Annotated in this window: 21 protein-coding genes, 1 tRNA gene and 1 pseudogene; 5 read left to right on the plus strand and 18 right to left on the minus strand. The window is 31.3% G+C overall.

All coding sequences use genetic code 11. From position 1 onward, the window contains the following. The first annotated feature begins 41 nt into the window (after positions 1–41). Entirely contained in the window at positions 42–545 is a 504-nt protein-coding gene (locus tag LSO06_RS03905; RefSeq protein ID WP_231760734.1) for a hypothetical protein, read from the plus strand. Here LSO06_RS03905 and LSO06_RS03910 read toward each other — a convergent pair. The 7 genes from LSO06_RS03910 to LSO06_RS03940 all read right to left on the minus strand — a co-directional run bounded on the left by LSO06_RS03910 (position 502) and on the right by LSO06_RS03940 (position 7,388). After that, positions 502–1,503 (minus strand): DUF4340 domain-containing protein, encoded by a 1,002-nt coding sequence (locus LSO06_RS03910; RefSeq protein ID WP_231760735.1) that lies wholly within the window; start codon positions 1,501–1,503, stop codon positions 502–504. The genes LSO06_RS03905 and LSO06_RS03910 overlap by 44 nt on opposite strands. Positions 1,504–1,517: 14 nt before the next feature. Next, positions 1,518–3,017, minus strand: coding sequence for a GldG family protein (locus tag LSO06_RS03915; RefSeq protein ID WP_231760736.1), 1,500 nt, complete (start codon positions 3,015–3,017; stop codon positions 1,518–1,520). A gap of 6 nt (positions 3,018–3,023) precedes the next feature. Beyond that, on the minus strand, positions 3,024–3,758 hold the full coding sequence (locus LSO06_RS03920) for an ABC transporter permease (RefSeq protein WP_231760737.1): 735 nt from the start codon (positions 3,756–3,758) through the stop codon (positions 3,024–3,026). Then, a complete protein-coding gene (locus LSO06_RS03925; RefSeq protein ID WP_231760738.1) occupies positions 3,758–4,681 on the minus strand; it encodes an ABC transporter ATP-binding protein in 924 nt (307 codons plus the stop codon). Before LSO06_RS03925 ends, LSO06_RS03920 begins: the two co-directional genes overlap by 1 nt. Before the next feature lie 18 nt (positions 4,682–4,699). After that, complete coding sequence (locus LSO06_RS03930) at positions 4,700–5,662, minus strand: ribonuclease Z (protein WP_231760739.1); 963 nt, start codon at positions 5,660–5,662, stop codon at positions 4,700–4,702. Between the two features lie 230 nt (positions 5,663–5,892). Next, positions 5,893–6,990, minus strand: coding sequence for an NAD(P)/FAD-dependent oxidoreductase (locus LSO06_RS03935; protein ID WP_231760740.1), 1,098 nt, complete (start codon positions 6,988–6,990; stop codon positions 5,893–5,895). A gap of 14 nt (positions 6,991–7,004) precedes the next feature. After that, on the minus strand, positions 7,005–7,388 hold the full coding sequence (locus LSO06_RS03940; RefSeq protein WP_231760741.1) for a hypothetical protein: 384 nt from the start codon (positions 7,386–7,388) through the stop codon (positions 7,005–7,007). Positions 7,389–7,449: 61 nt separating this feature from the next. Between LSO06_RS03940 and LSO06_RS03945 the strand changes: the two genes are divergently transcribed. The 3 genes from LSO06_RS03945 to LSO06_RS03955 all read left to right on the plus strand — a co-directional run bounded on the left by LSO06_RS03945 (position 7,450) and on the right by LSO06_RS03955 (position 8,881). Then, positions 7,450–8,040, plus strand: coding sequence for an ATP-dependent Clp protease proteolytic subunit (locus LSO06_RS03945; protein ID WP_231760742.1), 591 nt, complete (start codon positions 7,450–7,452; stop codon positions 8,038–8,040). 46 nt (positions 8,041–8,086) lie between these two features. Then, a complete protein-coding gene (locus tag LSO06_RS03950) occupies positions 8,087–8,572 on the plus strand; it encodes a hypothetical protein (RefSeq protein ID WP_231760743.1) in 486 nt (161 codons plus the stop codon). A gap of 225 nt (positions 8,573–8,797) precedes the next feature. Then, positions 8,798–8,881, plus strand: a tRNA-Leu gene (locus LSO06_RS03955). Here LSO06_RS03955 and LSO06_RS03960 read toward each other — a convergent pair. The 3 genes and pseudogenes from LSO06_RS03960 to LSO06_RS03970 all read right to left on the minus strand — a co-directional run. Then, positions 8,863–9,786 (minus strand): DUF368 domain-containing protein, encoded by a 924-nt coding sequence (locus LSO06_RS03960; protein WP_231760744.1) that lies wholly within the window; start codon positions 9,784–9,786, stop codon positions 8,863–8,865. The two genes, LSO06_RS03955 and LSO06_RS03960, sit on opposite strands and share 19 nt — an antisense overlap. A 12-nt stretch (positions 9,787–9,798) precedes the next feature. Beyond that, positions 9,799–10,122: a nucleoside triphosphate pyrophosphohydrolase family protein gene (locus LSO06_RS03965; protein ID WP_370639802.1), complete on the minus strand. Its 324-nt coding sequence runs from the start codon at positions 10,120–10,122 to the stop codon at positions 9,799–9,801. A 15-nt stretch (positions 10,123–10,137) separates the two neighbouring features. Further along, positions 10,138–10,431: pseudogene (locus LSO06_RS03970) on the minus strand (nucleoside triphosphate pyrophosphohydrolase family protein); the annotation flags it as partial. A gap of 110 nt (positions 10,432–10,541) precedes the next feature. Between LSO06_RS03970 and LSO06_RS03975 the strand changes: the two are divergent. Continuing rightward, a complete protein-coding gene (locus LSO06_RS03975) occupies positions 10,542–11,429 on the plus strand; it encodes a LysM peptidoglycan-binding domain-containing M23 family metallopeptidase (RefSeq protein WP_231760745.1) in 888 nt (295 codons plus the stop codon). Between the two features lie 257 nt (positions 11,430–11,686). On the opposite strand, the gene LSO06_RS03980 is transcribed toward LSO06_RS03975, so the two are convergent. The 8 genes from LSO06_RS03980 to LSO06_RS04015 all read right to left on the minus strand — a co-directional run bounded on the left by LSO06_RS03980 (position 11,687) and on the right by LSO06_RS04015 (position 19,751). Continuing rightward, positions 11,687–13,051 (minus strand): sigma-54-dependent transcriptional regulator, encoded by a 1,365-nt coding sequence (locus tag LSO06_RS03980; protein WP_231760746.1) that lies wholly within the window; start codon positions 13,049–13,051, stop codon positions 11,687–11,689. After that, a complete protein-coding gene (locus tag LSO06_RS03985; RefSeq protein WP_231760747.1) occupies positions 13,044–14,204 on the minus strand; it encodes a two-component system sensor histidine kinase NtrB in 1,161 nt (386 codons plus the stop codon). The genes LSO06_RS03980 and LSO06_RS03985 overlap by 8 nt, the downstream gene beginning before the upstream one ends. After that, complete coding sequence (locus tag LSO06_RS03990) at positions 14,204–15,247, minus strand: hypothetical protein (RefSeq protein WP_231760748.1); 1,044 nt, start codon at positions 15,245–15,247, stop codon at positions 14,204–14,206. Before LSO06_RS03990 ends, LSO06_RS03985 begins: the two co-directional genes overlap by 1 nt. 13 nt (positions 15,248–15,260) lie before the next feature. Beyond that, positions 15,261–15,749 carry a CvpA family protein gene (locus tag LSO06_RS03995; RefSeq protein WP_231760749.1) on the minus strand — a complete coding sequence of 163 codons (489 nt, stop codon included), beginning with the start codon at positions 15,747–15,749 and terminating at the stop codon, positions 15,261–15,263. After that, positions 15,743–16,828: an undecaprenyldiphospho-muramoylpentapeptide beta-N-acetylglucosaminyltransferase gene (gene murG, locus LSO06_RS04000; protein WP_231760750.1), complete on the minus strand. Its 1,086-nt coding sequence runs from the start codon at positions 16,826–16,828 to the stop codon at positions 15,743–15,745. The genes LSO06_RS03995 and murG overlap by 7 nt, the downstream gene beginning before the upstream one ends. 202 nt (positions 16,829–17,030) lie before the next feature. Then, on the minus strand, positions 17,031–17,846 hold the full coding sequence (locus LSO06_RS04005; RefSeq protein ID WP_231760751.1) for a pyridoxamine kinase: 816 nt from the start codon (positions 17,844–17,846) through the stop codon (positions 17,031–17,033). Then, positions 17,843–18,859 (minus strand): tRNA (adenosine(37)-N6)-threonylcarbamoyltransferase complex transferase subunit TsaD, encoded by a 1,017-nt coding sequence (tsaD, locus tag LSO06_RS04010; RefSeq protein ID WP_231760752.1) that lies wholly within the window; start codon positions 18,857–18,859, stop codon positions 17,843–17,845. Before tsaD ends, LSO06_RS04005 begins: the two co-directional genes overlap by 4 nt. Beyond that, the gene (locus LSO06_RS04015) at positions 18,828–19,751 is read right to left on the minus strand and encodes a divergent polysaccharide deacetylase family protein (RefSeq protein WP_231760753.1); all 924 of its coding nucleotides are present in this window, start codon (positions 19,749–19,751) and stop codon (positions 18,828–18,830) included. The genes tsaD and LSO06_RS04015 overlap by 32 nt, the downstream gene beginning before the upstream one ends. Positions 19,752–19,760: the final 9 nt, after the last annotated feature.

Raw genomic sequence — 19,760 nt, forward strand, 5'->3', positions numbered from 1 at the left:
GTTTAGTAAGGTACTACTTTTTATTTTTCATTACTGCAGTCTTGTTTTTGTTTTTGACTTTTTTTTATTTCATCAGCAAGTTCATAAGCCAGATCGATTTTGATCTTGCTTATTTAATAGATGACGTTAGAACTTATAATGTGGAGTTTTTCAGAGGCTTGGATTTGGAGCAGTATTTTGATAAGACTTTGGGAGAACATGATTTGGTTAGTTCTTATTATTTGCGCTCTTCAGCTAATGGGATTTTAGCTTATAAAACAAAAGATGATTTGATTTATAAATCCTCAGATGAAGTAGAGCCAGTGCTTTTAAAGAACAGTGTTTTTATAAAAAAATTTAAGGCTACCTTTGAATTGAGTAATGAATTGATTAGTTTAGTTGTATATTACAATATCCTACCAAAAAGCAGGATATTGTATGTTTTAAATTCTTATCTTGTCTTAATGTCTCTTCTTTATCTGTATTTCTCTCTTTGCGTCTTGTACTGCATACATCAAAATATTAATGGTGATGGTCATGGTCTTCGTGTGCATGATCTTCACTAAAGTGAGTATCGTTTATCTTTATATTTTTTTCTAAATTAAATACATCGAAGAAAGCCCATTTATTGGTGATGTAGTAATACTCATCGTTATCTTTCTTAAGTAAAATGTCTTTGTCTTTTTCGTCTTTATTAAAGTAAATATCGATATTATTTACACTTTTGTTACTCCATGTGATTTCAATGTTGTATTTTAGCTTATGTTCCTTGATTTTATTTTTATTTATTTCAAATCCATCTGTTGTAAATTCTTTGATCATCTGCAGTGGTTTTTCTTTTTTTAAAGGCTTATCGTTGAAAAAATAAAGTTCATCTTTTCTAGATACATTATAGCTACTTTGTATTGCATCTTCTTCATCTTTGTTTGGTCTATTAATCACTACCAGAGATAATTTTTCCAGGTTTGCGTTTTCCCCTCTGAAAAGTTTAGTATTTGCAAATGTATTGTAAGAATTACCTTTGTATGATAAGAAAATATTATTGGTTAAGTATACATTATCATCACTTCTCTTTATATAGGATAATCTTGAATCTCCTTCTCCTGAGTTTCCAATAAATATCTCTGTTATCAAGTTATTTTTGTCATCAAAAAATTTGAAATCTGGCTTATCTTTAATACCTAATTCTTTATGCTTTTTAAGATCTCTGCTTACAAGTTTATTTTTTTGTAAATTCTTTAAAGCTTGAATCATGGAGGTTACTTTTCTCTCATCAATTGGAAGGTTAACGTCATTATATTCAAGTTCCCATCCTCTTTCTGTTTTTATAAGAGTACCCTCAAGATCTGTCTCAATTTTTGCAATTTGACTCAAGTCAATTTCAACTAATTTTTCTTGTAAAAGTCTTGTAACCTTATTTTCATTTGAAAATATTATTCCTAATAAGGATGAAGATAGTAGTATACCAATCATCGCTATCTTTATGTACTCTTTTTTCCCTAATAATATGCCTTTTTTTTCCATAAAATGCTCCTTCACTAGTTGATTCTTCTTTTTTGTGTGAATCTGATAATTCCAAATATTATTACTGCTGCTGGCAATATTAATAAATTTACGATTATTAGTAAAAATTTTGCATTTAGCATTTCTTGTGAAGAACTTACAAATTTTAGTTTAGAGCGTACTTCTCTTGATTTAATGCTAAAAAATGCCTCCTTTTGCATTAAATAATCTGAAATTCGTCCAGCAAATTCAAAGTTTGAAGGTGAACCATTATACATATAATCACTAAACACCATACTTGAACCTAGAAAAATTATCTTTGAATTTTCGGATTTTTTGTCATTAAAAAAACTCTTAATTTGTCCTTCAACATAATATCCAAGAACCTTTTGTGTATCTTCTTTATCAAAAGTTTTTGGAACATCAAATGAATGCATCGCTATGCTTGAAATATTTTCATCTCTAACTTGCCAAGATTCTTTGGAGCTTGCAAATAGAGGTAAGTACTTTATGTTGCTCTCTTTGTCCTCCACAAGTTCTAGTGAATTACTCCAAGGAATTAAAGCATCATAGAAATTTTTAAACAAAGGATTTTTGGGATCGATAATATTACCTTTATCAATTAATATCCAAGGATGATATATTTGAAAATAACCCCCCAAGAAAAGATTTGGAGCTCTTTTGTCAAGTATAATATTTTCATTGTATTTAACCCCATAACTTTCAATTAGATTGAAAAGTGGAGATTTAAGAGGAGCTGTTGCGTATGGATTTTGAGGATTATAATCAATTTTACTTGTAGCAAATAATACCTTTCCGTTATTTACAATAAATTCGTCAATTTTTTTCATTGATTCATTGTTTATTTCCTTAGCACCAATTACAAACAAGCCGTTAATGTCCTTTAGTTGTTCCTTAGTAAGGTCTATTTCTTGAATATCGGTCTTGAAAGCTTTCTTCATTATCTCAGTCAAGCTTTTATGTGTCTCTTTTAATGTCGTATCCCCAAAAACAAGTCCTAGAACCTTTTTTGTGTTGTTAATTAATTTATCTAGACTACTTGCAAGTTCATACTCCAGATTTCCAATCTCAGTGACAATGGGGAGTACCTCTCGTTTTCCTTCATAAATTATTTCGATTCCTGAATATATTTTAAGTATAGAGAGTTGATTAATATCTCTGAGGTCAATTTGTTGGGATGGAATTCCAATTTGTTCTAAAGGGGAAGACACCTTATCAGCATCTATTTCCCTGTAAATTACTTGTCCATTTGAGGCATCAGAAAAACTTGTCAGGAAATTTTTTATCTGATCTGGAAATGCAAAATAATTACCAAGACTAGCTGAGTTATAGTAAGTAACATATATCTTTTCATTTGCATTTAAAAACAAATCTTTTGTAACCGAAGAAATTGTGAAAGCTTTATTTTTAGTAAAATCTATTTTGAAAACGAAAATAGTTATGTTGCAAAGAATTAAAAATATTATTCCAAGGTTTAAAATTAGATTTAAAATCTCATTATTTTTGTTTTTCATAAGTAATTATCTCCATTTTTTCAATCTTATGCTATACGAAGTTAATATTAGGAATGTAACTGAGAATGTAATAAAATAAATAAGATCTGATAGGTTTAGTATTCCCATATTAAAGTAACTAAAGTGATTAGCAATTGAGATAAAGTTGAGCATTTCTCCAAATATGTTTTCTTTACCAAATATCATTACTAGCTTCCCTGAAAATATTATCAACACTAAAATGAACACAGTTAGTACATAGGATACTATTTGGCTTTTAGTAATGGAAGATATAAATACTCCCATACTAAGAACGGAATAAGAATAAAGGATTATTCCTAAATATTGCAGAAATACTATGCCAAGGTCAAATTCGCCCATAAAAATTGTCATCACTGTAAGGGGTAGTGTGAGAGCGAAAAGTATTAACGTAAATATTTTAAGTGTAATGAATTTTCCAATTACTATTTCTTGTGGACTTATTGGGAGTGCATAAAGTAGTTCAATGCTTCCTGTTTTGTGTTCCTCTGAAAAAACTCCCATGCTAAGTGCTGGCAAGACTAACATTAAAATAATGGGCATTGATGAGAAGTAAGATACTAGTGATGCATTATCCTTGATGAAAAATCCTGAGAAAAAGATAAAAGAGAAGTTTATAAATATTAAGAAGAATAGAATTACAACATATGCGGTTGGTGTGCCGAACAAAACCTTTAATTCTTTTTTTGACAAAGCCAAGGATTGCCTTAAGTTTATTTTCATTATGCGATCTCCTTTGTTAGTTTGCTAAATATTTTTTCCAAGCTTTCGTGTTTTGGAATCATTGCCTTTAATAAGATGCCTTTACTTACGATGTAATTAAAAAATTCTCTTTCCGTTTTATCAGGTGCAAGCTTCAGTGAAATATTAATTTCATTTTCATGCTCCTCTGCTTTTATTAATGTGAATATATCATTATTGGTAAAATATTCTCTAGTTAGTTCAGAGTCTTTGTAGACAACTAGATCTAGCTCGGTTTCTTTGAGTCTGTTTTTAGCTATGTTTTCCTTAGTGTCATCAGCAATAATTTCTCCGTTATTAATAATAATTATTCTCTTACAGATAGACTCCACTTCACTTAAAATATGGGAGGAGAAGAGTATTGTGCTAGTTCTTTCCAGTTCTTTCAAAAAATCTTTAAATTCTATAATTTGATTTGGATCAAGTCCATTTGTAGGTTCGTCAAGGATTACAAGCTTTGGATTATTTAATAAAGCTCCAGCTATGCCTACTCTTTGCTTAAAACCTTTTGATAGATTAGATATTAATTTATTTTTAACGCTGTTGAGTTTAAAAACACTCATGGCTTTCTCTATTTCTTTTTTGGGAGATTGAATACATTTGATTTCTGAGATGAAGTTTAAATATTCGTTAACAGATAGTTCGGGATAAAGAGCTAGTTTTTCAGGCACGTATCCTATATTTTGGAGTATTTCTTTTGGATTTTCTGTAATATCTCTTTCAAAGATTTCTACATATCCCTTGCTGGGGTAGTGAAACGAGGTTAAAATTTTGATTAATGTCGACTTACCTGCGCCATTCGGACCAAGTATGCCAAGTACTTCCCCCTCGTTAACCCTAAAGCTAACATTAAAGAGGGCTGTAAATGAACCATATGCTTTAGTGACATTTTTTACATTTATCATGTACTTCTCCTTAAGATACTAATATTTTATAATAAACTTATTTTTATCTGCTTCAAGCCGCATCCCATCTTTTGTTAAAAATATTTCTCCATTCGGGTATTCTTGCCTCGCTTCGTTGAGTAATTCACATAAATCTTTGTTTAATGTGTATCTTTCACTAAAATGAATGAGACCTGTTTGACTAACCCCTGCTCTTCTTGCAATTGCCGCTGCTGCTCGTGCAGTTAAGTGCAATTTCTTATCGGCTTCCCTTTTTAATTCATCTTTAAATGTACTCTCAATTATGACTAGATTAAAGTCTTTAATATGCGCAATTAAATCTTCAAAATAGCCTGTATCTGTAATGTATGCGAATTTTAAACCTTTCTGAGCTTCTCCTAGAACATCAGATGGCAATATTTTCTTCCCATCAAGTATAACCTCATGTCCATCCTGTAATTTTTTTCTAATATGTTCCTTAGGTATATTAAGAGCCTCTGCCCTTTGGTCGTCAAATTTTCCAGGCTTATCTTTTTCTACAAACAGATATCCGACACAATCTACAGAATGTCTTAATTTCCTATATTCGATCCTCTTCCTTTTGTCCTCGTATAGAATCTCTTCTGTTTTATTGATTATAATTTCTTGATACAAAATCTCATAATTTTTATGTACTTTCAAAAGTTCAATATTTGTTTCCAAATACCTTTTAATTCCAACGGGTCCAATGACAGTTAGAGGGTCTTTTCTTGTTTCTCCACTTTGTGCCATAAGCATTACCATTCCAAGTAATCCTGTGATGTGGTCAGCATGCAGGTGTGTAATGCAGATAAATTTAATTTTTTGCCATGATATTTTTTGTTTTCTAAGGGACATTTGTGTAGCTTCTCCACAATCGAAGAGAAAGTTGTCTCCATAATGCTCTATCAGGACAGAAGTTAAATACCTGTTATGTAACGGCCTTGTACCCCCTGTACCAAGAATGTTAATATTAAAACTCAAAAATATTCTCCCAGTTCTTTATTGCTGTCTTTTAAGGTACAGGAACTAGCTTGGAATTTTACCTTAAAAATGAAAGGGCGATTTGCATAAATTACCTGTCTTCTTTTCTTATTTTTGATTCTAATAGCGGATGCCCCTCTTTATTTCAGCGGAAATACCTACCTCATAAAACATAAACAGACATCACCCCGGCTTTGAAAATTCGATTTATTTTGCACCTAGACATTATATTATTTTTTTCTAAATTTAGATATATTGTAAAAAAAATTATTTGTTTCTTTATAAAAACTTGCATATCTGTAAATATCATAATGAGAAGGAAGGCTATATTTTTTTTCAATGTAATCTAGAATAATTTGAGATAGATAAGGCGCCATTGATATACCTCTTGTTCCTAGTCCATTTAGTATGAATATGTTTTTGTATTTTGGATGCTCTCCAAGGAAAGGTTCTCTGTCAAGGGTAGAGGGTCTTACATGTGCTTTATGTTGTATGACTTTGGAGCTTAAGTTTGTAATTTTTTTAAGTTTATCTATAAGTTCCTCTCTTGCCCATTCGTTTGTGTTTGTGTCTAAATTTTTCCATTCATAAGTACCACCAAGGTAGAATTTATGATCTTGTAAAGGTATTAATGATACATGCCTGTTATAAATTTCTCTAAGATTTAATCCTTTAATTTCCAATATTAGCATCTCTCCTTTTGCTGGTTTGAATGGGAGATATGAGAAAAGATTTGTAATTATTTCTTTATATCCTCTTGTAAAGATTAATTTTTTGAACTTAAATGTGTTGATTTTAAATAGTTGTTCACTTATTTGAATTTTATCCTCATTGATTTCTGCTTTGATGTATGCATTGTTTTTTAGCAAATACTTTTTAATGATTTCTATGTATGAAGTTGTATTAACTATGGCTCCCTTAGTTAGCATTCCTCCATCATTATCGGAAGAAAAATCGTAAATTTTTCCGCTTTTTATTGATAAGATGAAGTTTTTTATATTTTTATCTTTTTTCATCTTAAGAAGAATTTCTTCCTTCTGTGTTTTTGTAGTAAATGGTCTGAAAATGGGTTTTTCTTCTAAAAAATTACAGTTAATATTTTTTTCAATATCCTTGTAATATTGAATTGCGAATTTGAAAATTTCAGGCTCTCTCCAAGCAGTATTCATTTTTCTTCCCATAATGGGATTAATCAGTCCTCCCGCTACAGTTGTTGCCTTTTCGTTTTCATTATCAAATAAAATTACGCTTTTTTTTCTTTTAATTAGCTCGTAAGTTAAAGTACTCCCAGCAATGCCTCCGCCAATGACTGCAAATTCAAATTCCATTAATAATACTCCTTTTAAGCGTTGCCTTCCGTTGATTTTTTCTCAATAAATTTTGACTTGATTGAGAAATTGATTGTTCTTGCTAATACTTTTATAGCTCCAAAGAGCGCCTTTTGAGATAAATGATATAGGAAATAGATTCCTTTGTAATATAAAACGTTTGAGTTTAGGACAATTGTGATGCTTGGGGTTTTAAGGTTTTGTTTTAGGAATTTTGTTTCAGGCGGCTTCAGTGGTACTAGGCTGTTTATTTTTAAGTTTTTGTGAATTTTTCCATCGTTGAAATTTTTTAGGGTATTTTGTTTCAAGATTGATGCTTTACTTATCATGGTATCTATCTCATTGTTTATGCTTAACTCTATATGGTTTCCCAGGATAATTTTTGATGTTTTAAACATTTTAAAACCTTTTGTTTTAAATTATAATATGTATCATTAAATTTATTGAAAAGGTAAAAATATGAACTGCAAAGATCTTAGAATGCAAACGGAAGTACATCAAGCATTGGAGTTTTCATTAAAGAGTAGAGCAATAGTCATTACAGGAGAGATCAATAAGGATACCTCAAAGTTATTTCAGGAGAAGATATTATTTCTAGAAGCTTCAGATTCCGCAAAGCCTATATTTGTCTATATCGATTCAGAGGGTGGTGATATTGACGCTGGGTTTGCTATTTTTAATATGATACGATTTGTGAAACCTAAAGTTTTTACAATTGGAGTTGGACTTGTGGCGAGTGCGGGTGCTTTGATATTCCTAGCATCAGACGCAAAGAGTAGATTTTCTTTGCCGCGTGCGAGGTATCTGTTGCATCAGCCTTTAAGTGGTTTTAAGGGCGTTGCTACGGATATTGAGATTTATACAAATGAGCTTAATAAAATTAAGAGAGAGCTTAATGATATTATTGCAAAGGAAACAGGACAGAAGCTTTCTAGAGTAGAAAAGGATACTGATAGAGATTTTTGGTTAACTAGTGAAGATGCAATGAAATATGGTCTTGTCTTTAAGATTGTTGAAACTAGACTTGAACTTGAGAAATTTATTACTTAGTTTTCTGATTTTATCTTGTAATTCATCGAAAACAGAATTTAGCATTTTGGAGTTTAGTGTTGCTAATTTTGATCGAAATCTTTCTTCTCTTAATTCGTTATTAGACGCTGCTTATAGTGTTTTTTTGTCGAATTTTGATTTAGTCATTGTTAAGAACTTGGATAGTCATGAGGAGTTGGATTTGATTAATAATAGGGTTTCATTTGGAAATTTTAAAATGTCGTATTTTGTTAGACAGAGTGATGGGTATTCTATTAGTGTTCTTGCTAAAGAATCGGTTAAGGTTAAAATTTTAAGTTTTGTTGAAGGGATTTATTTGCAAAAACTAGGCGTTGTTGTTGATTTTGTATTTAAAGGGAATAGATATGGAATCGTTGTTTTTAATCTTAATGACGAGATAATGAGCGATTTAGATGTTTTTAGTGGGCAGATAACATACTTAAATTCTCAGTATGAAAATTTAATTTTTATCCTAGATAAAGCCGAACTTATTATGTTGGATATAATCGTTAAAAAGGATTTTTTAGTTTAATTCAAGATTCGATTGATCCTATACCTATAATTAACAACGTTAATTATAGGCTTTATTCTAATTTTATAGCAAATGTATCTTTTCATTCTTTGTTTTATTTTCTTTTAAGCTACTTAAATGACGAATCGTATTTAGATAGCTTTCCGAAAAGCATTGTTATTAAGTAAATTTTCAAATATTTAGTGATTGACATGATAATTTGATTATTATATGATTACTAGCGTTGCCGAAGTGGTGGAAGTGGTAGACACACAGGACTTAAAATCCTGAGGAGGAAGCTCCGTACCGGTTCAAGTCCGGTCTTCGGTATAGAGCACTTTAGGTAAAGTGCTCTCGCTTTTTGTGTTTTCAAGCATTTTGTTTATGTAAAATCCTGTGATAAGTAGAATGGCGGAGACTATAAAGAATGACGGGAAGAGGTTTAAGTTAAGCTTCGTAATGCTGAGTGACATTTGTAAGATTGAGCCTGATATTAAGCCTATGGACAGGTAGAGAAATTTAATTAGATGCTTGTCTATGGCCTTTTTAAGGAGCAGAGTTGTAATCCCTGCTCCTGTTGCTGCGAATACACCAAATATTGTGCATAGTGTTATATTAAGGTCAGAGACAATATTTACGATTTCTTTATAGAACCCAAGATTTAACAGTAATAGTGAGCCTGAAATTCCCGGTAGAATTACAGCAGATCCGCTTATTACACCTGAGCTAGCAATCAGTAGGCAGTACTCTATTGATTTTTTGTCTTGATACTTGGATGTATCAAATGATAAATTGTAGTTTGCCATGATCAGAAGAGACAATACAGAAAAAAAGCCCAATGAGAACAGGCAGTATTTCATAGCATTGCCTTGATTATTGTACTCCTTCACTCTAATTTCTTTTTTTATGCTAAATATGCTCCCTGTAATTAATCCGATAAAAAACACTGTTAAGAAAGCCTCCCGCGTCTCCCCATCCAAGAGATAGATCTTAATCAACTTTGAAAATACCACTATTGAGGTCAGCATACCAAGAGAGAGTACCATAAGAAACGTTGCATTCTTCCCCTCCTTTGTCCCCATGAGGGCTGAGCAAGAATATATTATTCTATAATATATTCCCAGGGTGATCGCCAATGTTCCACCCGAGACCCCAGGTATTACGTTAGCAATACCTATTAACAAACCTTTTGTGTAAATGCTTAGCAAAGCCCGTATATCTGATTTATTTGGCATTGAGTTATCTTCCTATCGCTCATCACCCTCACCGTTAATAGTATCATCTTCATGTCTTTTTTTTAATTTCTCCAAATTAGTAATGGCAATATCCTCAAGGGTTACTCCAAGAATATTTCCCAGGCTTGAAATATACCACAGAACATCACCAAGTTCTTTCTTAATAGATAATAAATATTCATCATCAAGTACATAGTTTCTGTCTCGAACCAGTTTTTTTATTTTTTCTATAACCTCGCCTGTTTCCTCGGCAAGTTCAAGCATCGTCAAGATTAATTCTTCCCTTTTGCTTGCGTATCTACCAATCTCACTTGCCCAGGCTTGGTATTCGTTCAATTCCGTAACTTCAACTTTATGCCCTTTTTTTAATGTCTCTAAATTAGTAATAGCAACATCTTCAAGAGCTATCCCAAGATTACCACTTAAGCTTGAAATATACCACAATACATCACCAAGTTCTTTCTTAATAGACAGTAAATACCTATCATCAAGTACATAGTCTTTATCCCGAATCAACTTTTTCAGTTTTCCCACAACTTCGCCTGTCTCCCCCGCAAGGCCAAGTGTCGTTAAGATCAACTCTTCTTTTTTGTTTCTATATCTAGCAGTCTTTTTTGCCTGTACTTGATATTCGTTAAATTTCACAATTAGGACCAGTTTAATACAGTTTTTTATTATTTACAAGTTTGCTCCGTTGTATCTTTTTTTGAGAAACTTTACTATATTTAGCTAAATGTATCATTGGAGTTTTGTATTTGAGTAGATTCATTCTTGGATTAGGAGTTGTTTTCTTCTTTCTACATTTTAATTGTCTTTATTCTTATCCTGAGATAAAAAATTTTTCAAATAAGGATCCTGTTTTTTCTGACCTTAGGACAAAAGTTTCTAAATATAATAAAAGGGAAAGTTTACCCTTATTTGTCTATTCATATAGGGTGAAAAAGGAAGATACTTTTTTCAAGGTTGCAAATAAGGTAAATGGATGGCAGGCTAGTATTGCTACGGTTAATTTACTGGATTCTCCTTCTTTAAGTGAAGGGCAAGAAATTTTAATTCCTAGTAAAAGAGGCCTTTATATTCTTGATAATAAGGAGCACAGATTTAATAATTTACTTTTAGCTACAAGAGACTTAACGAAAGCAGAAAAGATAAAGGTTAGAAGAGGCGATAAAATTTATGAGTTTTATTTTTTCGATTCTGTCAAGCAACCAGATTTGAGTTTTTTTTCAAACACAGAGATGCTTTTTTTTCTAAATTATGATTTTATTTTTCCTTTAAAGAAATTTATTGTTACTTCTGATTTTGGATCTAGGGCAGATCCCTTTACTGGTGTTGATAGTTTTCATACAGGCATAGATCTTGCGGCACCAATGGATTCTCTAGTCTTTTGTTCATCTTACGGTGTTGTAGTTGTAGTTGGCTATAATGACATTTATGGAAATTTTGTTGTTGTTGAGCATAAAAACAATATTAAGTCTCTTTATGGGCATCTTAATTCTTATGTTGTGCGTAGGGGAGATGTTTTAAAAACAGGAGATGTTATTGGTAGAGTAGGTCAAACGGGACGATCAACAGGACCCCATCTACATTTTGAAATATTAAAGAAGGATACTCCAATTAATCCTGTTAAAATTTTAAAGTAGAGGAGATAAGTTAAATTGTACTTAAGATCAATATAATATTGTTTTAAGTACAATTTAATAACGAAATCAGGTAAGAAAGCAGTAAAAAAAAGCTTTGTTACACATTTATTAAAAGTTTTACTTAATATTGTTTCAATTTGATATAATTATTTCTGTTTTGTGCGATTTTAGGGTCAAAAAATATAGAGATAAAACAGCCATACATTTTTAGACTTATTATTAATTAATAATAAGTCCTTGTAGTATTAAAGGTTTATTTAGCTAATATTACAGGCGTCGTACTCTGTTATTTTATTGTGAAGGGTTTTCCTTCCTATTTTAAGTATTTCGGCGCATTTACTTTTATTGTGTTTAGAATATAGAAGTGTTTGCTTGATGATTTCTCTTTCTGCTTCCTTTAAGCTTATGCCTATTGGTAATGTTATTTTTACTATCTGATTTGTATTATTTTTAATCTTTGGTGGTAAGTCATCTTTCACAATTTGTTTGCCTTTAGAGAGTATTAGTGCGCTTTCAAGTACATTTTTTAGTTCTCTAATATTGCCTGGCCAATCGTAAGCGTAAAGAGCTTTTATTGCGTCACTGGAGAGGCTTTTTTCTTCTCTATTGTTTTCATTAGCAACGCTTTTAATTAATATATTCGTTAGATTTTGTATATCATCTTTTCTTTCTCTTAAGGGTGGGATATTAATATTTATTATGTTTAGTCTATAAAATAAATCTTCCCTAAATCTTCCCTTTTTGATTTCTTCCTCAATATCTTTGTTTGTTGCTGTTAACAGTCTAATATCAACATGCATAGTGGATTCTCCACCTACTCTTTCAAATGTTTTATTCTGAAGCACTCTTAACAGTTTTACTTGAACCTCAGGTGATGTTTCTACTATTTCATCCAAAAATATTGTTCCCTTATCGGCAAGTTCAAATCTACCTTTTTTTTGACAAATGGCTCCTGTGAACGCTCCTTTTTCATGACCAAAAAGTTCGCTTTCAAGTATACTCTCAGAAAGAGCCGCACAATTTACTTTAATGAAAGGTTTGTCATTTCTATTTGATAGGTCAAAAATGGCATCTGCTATTACTTCTTTCCCAACTCCGCTTTCCCCTGTAATTAGCACGGATGCTTTTGATTTAGCAATTTTTTTGACTAATTCTAATGTCTTTTGCATGACAAGAGATTTACCAAGTATGCGCTCGTAGTAGTTTAAATCCTTTCTGATAATAATATTTTCTGAGGATATACTTTCATGAATTTTATCGTTTCTGCTATTTAAGGCTCTCTTTATTATGAGTAATAGCCTTTCAAGGTCAACCGGCTTTGTTAGAAAATCATAAGCGCCTTCCCTCATAGCATCAACTGCTGAATCAACTGTTCCGTGTGCTGTAAGAATAATGAAAGGTATATCTGGGTTCTTATCTTTTGCGATTTTTAATAATTGCTCTCCTGATAAGTGAGGCATTCTAAGGTCAGATATTACAGCGTCAATTTTTTCATTTTCAATTGTTTCAAGTGCCTCTTCCCCGTCACTAGCAGTAAATACAAAAAATCCTTCCTCTTCCAGATAGGTTGCTATTCCTTCTCGTATGTTTTTCTCATCGTCTGCTACAAGTACCTTACTCATTTTCTAAATATCCCTCAATTAAAATTTTGTCTGTGTTGAATTTTGGAAGAGTGATTGTAAAAGTTGTTCCCTTCATGTTTTTACTCTCTACGAAAATTTCACCCCCGTGTTCTTTTACTATTTTATAAGAAATAGTGAGCCCTATTCCACTTCCTTTCTCTTTTGTGCTAAATTGTGGCTTAAATATTTCATCTTTTGTTTCATCCTTAATTCCTACTCCATTGTCTTTTATGATTACATATATTCTATCTTTACTCTCTTGGATAGAAATATCTATTTTTTTTATTCTTTTATTTGATTCAAGGAGAGCTTCTTCTGCGTTTTTTATTATGTTGATTATTACTTGTCTTAGAAGTTTTTCGTCAACCAAAACAGGACTTACTTTTTTAAGACGAAGCAGCAGCTTAATTTCTTTGTTCTCTAACTCTGGATTTAGCAAATTATATACACTCTCTACGATTTCAGTGATATTTCTCTTTTCAGCCATTATCTTAATAGGTCTTACTGTTAATAGAAAATCGGTTATAGTTTTATCCATTCTGTTTATTTCTTCTTTTATTATTTTAAAGTAATTATTTGCTTTAGTACTTTTAAGTTCTTGTCTGTCTATTTCTTTCCTAAGTAGCTGTAAATTTATGTCAATTGCTCCCAGCGGGTTTTTAATCTCGTGTGCAATATTTCTTGCATGTCTTGTAAAGGCGGCCAAAGCTTCTGCTCTTCTGAAAAGTTCTTCTTTGTGTTTTTTATCTTTAATGTCCTCGATTAAAATGATATTTCCCTCAAGTCTTTGGTCTTTAACATACGGCATAAATGATATTTTAATAAACATATTCGTTGAAATTTGAAATTCATATCCTATTATTTTGTCTTCATTTAGGGCTAGTTCTTCTATTAAGTTTGTTAGGGTTGGAATTTGAATATCGCTAAGGGTTTCCAGTTTAGTCTCAAGATTGAGAGTCAATATTTGGAATAACATTTTATTTAAATAAATTATGTTGTTAAGTTTATCAAGCACAAGAATTCCTTCATTAATGGATGCAAAAATTCCATCATATATTTCTATTTTTCTATACAGATCTTGAATAAACTTAAGTTTTTGCTCACTTGATAGTTTATTTAACTTGGATAAGGTTTTTTTAAAAAATTTACTCATTAATCCTCATAAATTAACATCAGGTTTTCTATTATTCGTTTTCTGTTTTGATTATAGGGCATGTGTTTTAAAATATGTTTTAGATGTTCTAGCCCTCTGAGGTAAGTACTAATATCTAAATTTTGATTTAAAAAGTCGTGTCTGAGTTGAGTAGAAAGTTCTTTCAGAAATGCTTTAAACGTAAGTTCATCCTTTAAAAAATTAAATGTGTCAAGGTTAAATAATCCTTGTTGCTCTTTTATGATATTCAAAATTCTCTTTGCTTCTCCCTTTAGCATCTCGCCTTCTTCGCTGTAGAATGAATTCAGGTACTCTTCGGTTGTAAGCTCATCTCTTTTATTAAAGATTGCTTTAAAGATTCTGACCTCAAAATCCCTATTTTCTTTTTGGAAACTGTAGCATCTAAGTCTTGATATTATTGTCTTAGGAATTTTATTTTTATTTCTTGAGGATAAAATCAAATAAATATTTGAAGGCGGTTCTTCTAATATCTTAAGAAGTGCATTGTAAACATTAAAGGATAAATTTTCGATTTCATTGATGTAGATTACTTTTGTTTTATTCTTTTCCGAAAATGCCCAAGCTCTAATCTTTCTAATCTCATTGATAGTAAGGTTGAAATTTATGTCTTTAATTATCTCTTCAATTTTTTTAATAAGTTCTTTTTTTATAGTTTCCCCATAGTCGTTTTTATAATAAATATAGTTAATAAAATTAACATTCTTTTCTATTTTTTTTAAGTTTTTATCACTGCTGAAATTGTATTTAGTGAAGAGGACATTCTTAATATATTTTAAGTATTGGTTTATAACTTCATTTGAATCTGCATTAAGATATGCCCTTGCTTCTATTGCATTAATGCTTGAAAATATTATTAGATTAGGATTTGTCAAAGTCTTTGATTTTAATATTTTTTTCGCAAGCACAAAAGCACTTATTTTTTTGTGGGAAAATCTATCTCCCAAAAGAAGAATTGCATTAGGAAGAGTGCCCTTTTCATATTCGTTAAGTATTTCTTTAGTTATTTTAGGTAGTATTTCCATATTTTACTTCTCTTTATGGTATTTTTGATAATTTGAAAAAATAGTTTATCCCAGGGTTAAGATATTCAAGTAATGTGCTTCCCTCTAAAAAGTATGATGGCTTAAAGATTTGTTGTGAGTGAATTAGATAGACTACAATTGCAATTATTCCAAATGCTTCAAATAGACCAAGCATTAGCCCAAGTATTCTATTAAAGAATAGTAGTTGAAGATGGCTTACTATTGATTCAACTAGAGATTGCAATATTAAAAAACCTATGTGTATTAATAAGAAAAACACTAACAATGCTTGAATATAGGACAGTTCAAGCATTGTAGATATAAATACTTGAAAGTCATGTGTTTTATTGTAGAGTAAGAATATTAAAGCAAATACTTCAACAAACCCACCGATTTCTTTAATAAATCCCCTTAAAAAGCCCCTAAAACCCAGTGAAATGAAAATTATTATTATTAATATGTCAGCTATTCCGGTTATTTTAACAGGATCATGCTCTAGCATTTCATTGCCTCAAATTCTTTTAATAGTATATTAGCTATTAGGCCTGACGAATCTTGTTTATGAAATTTTTTTATATTACGCCTTAGTATGTCAGCCTTTTCTTGGTTCTCCAATATTTCCTGTATGGCATTTGTGATGATGATTTCATTTAGATTTTCTTCTCTTACTTTTAAGCATGCATTTTGCTCTTCTAGTAGTCTTGCATTTCTAACTTGATCGCCCCTTGATCCTTTTTCAAATGGAATCAGTATTACGCATGCGCCGGCATTCGCAAATTCTTTAATGGCTCCAGCCCCAGCTCTACTGATTATAATGTTTGAAAATTTGATTATGCTTGACATTTCTTCTGCATTAAAGAATTGTCGTCTCAGATAATTATTTTCTATAGTTTCGGATAAATTTTTTCCACACTGGTGGATGAAATAGGCATCAATTTTATCTTTGATATTAAAGGCCAGTCTATTTAAAACATCTGCTCCAAGAGAGCCTCCTAGTATGCTGATAATAGGCTTTTCTGTGTTGCATGACAGTCTTTTTATGATGCTTGAGTTTGGATTTCTAAATTCTGATCTTATTGGTGAGCCCGTATATATGACGTCTTTGTTTTTAAAATATTTTATGCTCTCCTTAAAACTGATGTGTACTGTGTTTGCAAATTTTGAGTTGATTTTTGTCGCAAGCCCAGGGTCAAGATCCATCTCATGAGTTATCTTCTTTACCTTAAGAAGACTTGCTGCTATGATCGGAGGACTTGATACAAACCCTCCAGTTGCATATATGACTTGGGGTTTATACTTCTTTATAACGAAGAAGCTCTTGCTTATTCCAAGTAAAACCTTTAAAAAATCACTAAAATTTCTTAATGAAAAATATCTTCTAAGTTTCCCAGATGGAATTTTAATAAACTTGATGTAGGGGTACTCTCCTATGATTTTATCTTCCATTGATCCTTTTTGACCCAGCCAGAAGAATTCGACATTTTTGTCTATCTTTCTTAGGCTTTCAATTATTGCTATCCCTGGAAAAATATGTCCTCCTGTGCCCCCCCCTGTAAAAAATATTACCCTTCTGTCTTTCATATACCCCTTCAGTTTTACTATTAAACCTCTAGCGACATAAGCTGAATTATACTAATATTTTATTTAATATCACACCCTAATGCAAATATTAAAGATTTCTTTAGTCGATCAAGGAACGGATTAGAAATTCAATTCTTGGGAGATAAATATCTATTTGTATTAAATTCATGATTTTTGCTTTAATATCCCATTTAAAGTGGATTTAAGAATTAACTTGAACAGTATGAAAATTATTTTTTAAGAATTGTTCAATTTGAATACCCTCTTTTTTGGAAATATTATTTGCAATGGAATATTTTATTATTGAGTGAATAACTTGGGTCGCTTTTTCTAAAGCCTGTACTATCTCTAATTTTTCCAGATATCCTATCAACAAGCTAGCAAATAAATCTCCAGTCCCGCTAAAGTTTCTCTCCAATTTTTCTGAGAAAAATTCTGAATATTCCCTTGTTTTTGGGTCATAGGCAACAGTACCAACAAGATCGCCTTTTTCTACGCTGGTAACCACTGTTACTCCATTTATTTTAAGGCTTAATATGGCCCTAATTATTTCATCTTTATTATTTATCTTTTCCGTGTTAGTTAGCATTTTAAGTTCTGTTATGTTAGGTGTTATGATGTCTGCGTGTTTTATGAGACTACGAAACCCACTTACAATCCTTTGATCAAAAATAGGGTAGAGTAGTCCATCGTCCGCAAACACAGGGTCGATTATTATTTTTTCAAACTTTAATAGTTTGAACATATTCTTTATGATTTTTTGTTGATTATTGCTTCCAAGAAAGCCACTATAGAATATGTTAAAGCTTACGTTTTGCTTTTTCCAAGACAAAATAAACTTTTCTAGTTTATTTGTTAAATCTACTATTTCAAATTCTTCATAAGCTGTTGTTGCGGAGAGAACAGCGGTTACAAATGGACAAACTTGCATATTAAATGATGATATAACCGGTATGCACATTGTAAGCGATGTGCGCCCCATTGTCGAAATGTCATGCATAGCCAATACTCTCTTCATAACTTCATTTCCCTGTTATATTTATACGTTTTTATTCTTGAACTTGCATCCGTTTCAATTGGACTTGCTCCGTATTTTAAGTACATATGATATCCAATTCCTGCAATCATTGCTCCATTATCTGTACAAAGGTCAATTGGGGGATAGTAAGCTTCTATTGCAAGATTTTTGATTTTTTCTCTTAAGTAAAGATTGCTAGCAACGCCCCCAGATATTATTAATTTTTTTATATTTGTGGTCTTTATTGCTCTTTTTATTGGATTTAGTAGAATTCCAAAAGCTGCTCTTTGGAAGCTTGCAGCGATGTTATTTTTTGTAATTTTCTCATTTTTGTCTTTAAATTTTTCAATTTGATGTATGCATGCCGTTTTAAGCCCCGAATACGAAAAGTCATACCAATTTTCTTTTTTTTCAAAAATTGTAATTGGGAAATTAAACGCATATTCATTGCCACTTTTAGCTAGTTTTTCTATATTAGGGCCTCCTGGAAAACCCATGTTATAGTATTTTGCTATCTTGTCAAATGCTTCTCCGCAAGCATCATCAAGGGTGCGTCCAAGTATTTGAACATGATCAAAATTATTTTGTTTTGCAAGTATTGTGTGTCCCCCACTGAGTATTAAAGATAGAAAAGGGTATTCTATCTTTTCAGTCATTAAGGGAGAATAGAGATGGCCTAGAATATGATCAATGCAAATTAAGGGTTTTCTGAGTGCAATTGATAATCCTTTTGCAAAATTTATTCCGACAATTAAAGAACCAATAAGTCCTGGTTTAGATGTAACTGCTATTAAATCAATATCTGATGCGTTAATTTGGGCATCCTTTAAAGCTTTTTTGCAGACGTACATAATAAACTCTGTATGTAGCCTTGAGGCAATTTCTGGAACCACACCATAATATTTTTTATGTTCGTCTTGACTGAGCTTAACATTGCTTAAAATTTTAGTTCCATCTTCTACAATGGCTGCACAACAGTCATCACATGAGCTCTCTATTCCAAGCACTTTCATTATTTTCCTCTTTCTCATAAAGATTTAATAGGTCTTTAAATTCGAATTCCTTATTTAAGTTTTCCGATTCTTGGTTGAGTATTTTGAGGGTGTTTTTTGACCAAATATGTCCTATCACTTTTACAATTCCCTTAATTCTAGCTATTTGTTTTGCCTTTTCAAGTGATGCCATGACATCTTTTTCATTATCCTTATTATCCAAGAAGATATCCCTTCTTTCTACCCTTATGCCAATTTTTTCTCCAACTTTTACTGATGTGCTTTCTTTAGTAGTAAAGCTGTCGAAAAAATATCTGTCCTCTTCTTTAAGTTTGGTTAAAATAGTTCTCATTATTTCTTCATTTGATGTAATCAGGCTACCCATGTGATTGTTCATTATCTTTGCATTGGGATATTCTTTAAATGTTGTTTCGATTTTTGTCCGCACCATGTTCTCATTATCGTCAATGTTGATGTGAAATTTTTCTATTGAATTTTTATGCTGTGATTGCATCGGGAAATGAATCATTATAATTTTGTTTTCACTTATTAGCCTATTGTAGGCATACTTCGATTTAGATAAAAAAGGGATAATTGCAAAGTTGATTTTCAGGTTAATTTTTATAAATTTTTCCAACATAAATTCATCGTATCCGACATCATCAATGACGAGATAAAACTCGGGCTTTAAAGTTTGAGCCTTGAGCCTTTTTTTATCTCTCATAAAATTCTCTTTTTTAACTTTTTCTAGTTTCTTTCTGAAATCTAGGTTAATTGCTACCGCATTATTCTTAATGTAAGCAAGGCCAGAGAATAACAAAACCACCGCACCAACGATAGTGAATAAAACGAACAATATTGCAATTTTCGTCTTATTCTCCTTTATTAAAACATAAACACCTCTAATATTCATGCTTGATGA

This window comes from Borrelia sp. RT5S, from assembly GCF_021165755.1.
In the GTDB taxonomy this organism is placed as follows: Bacteria; Spirochaetota; Spirochaetia; order Borreliales; family Borreliaceae; genus Borrelia.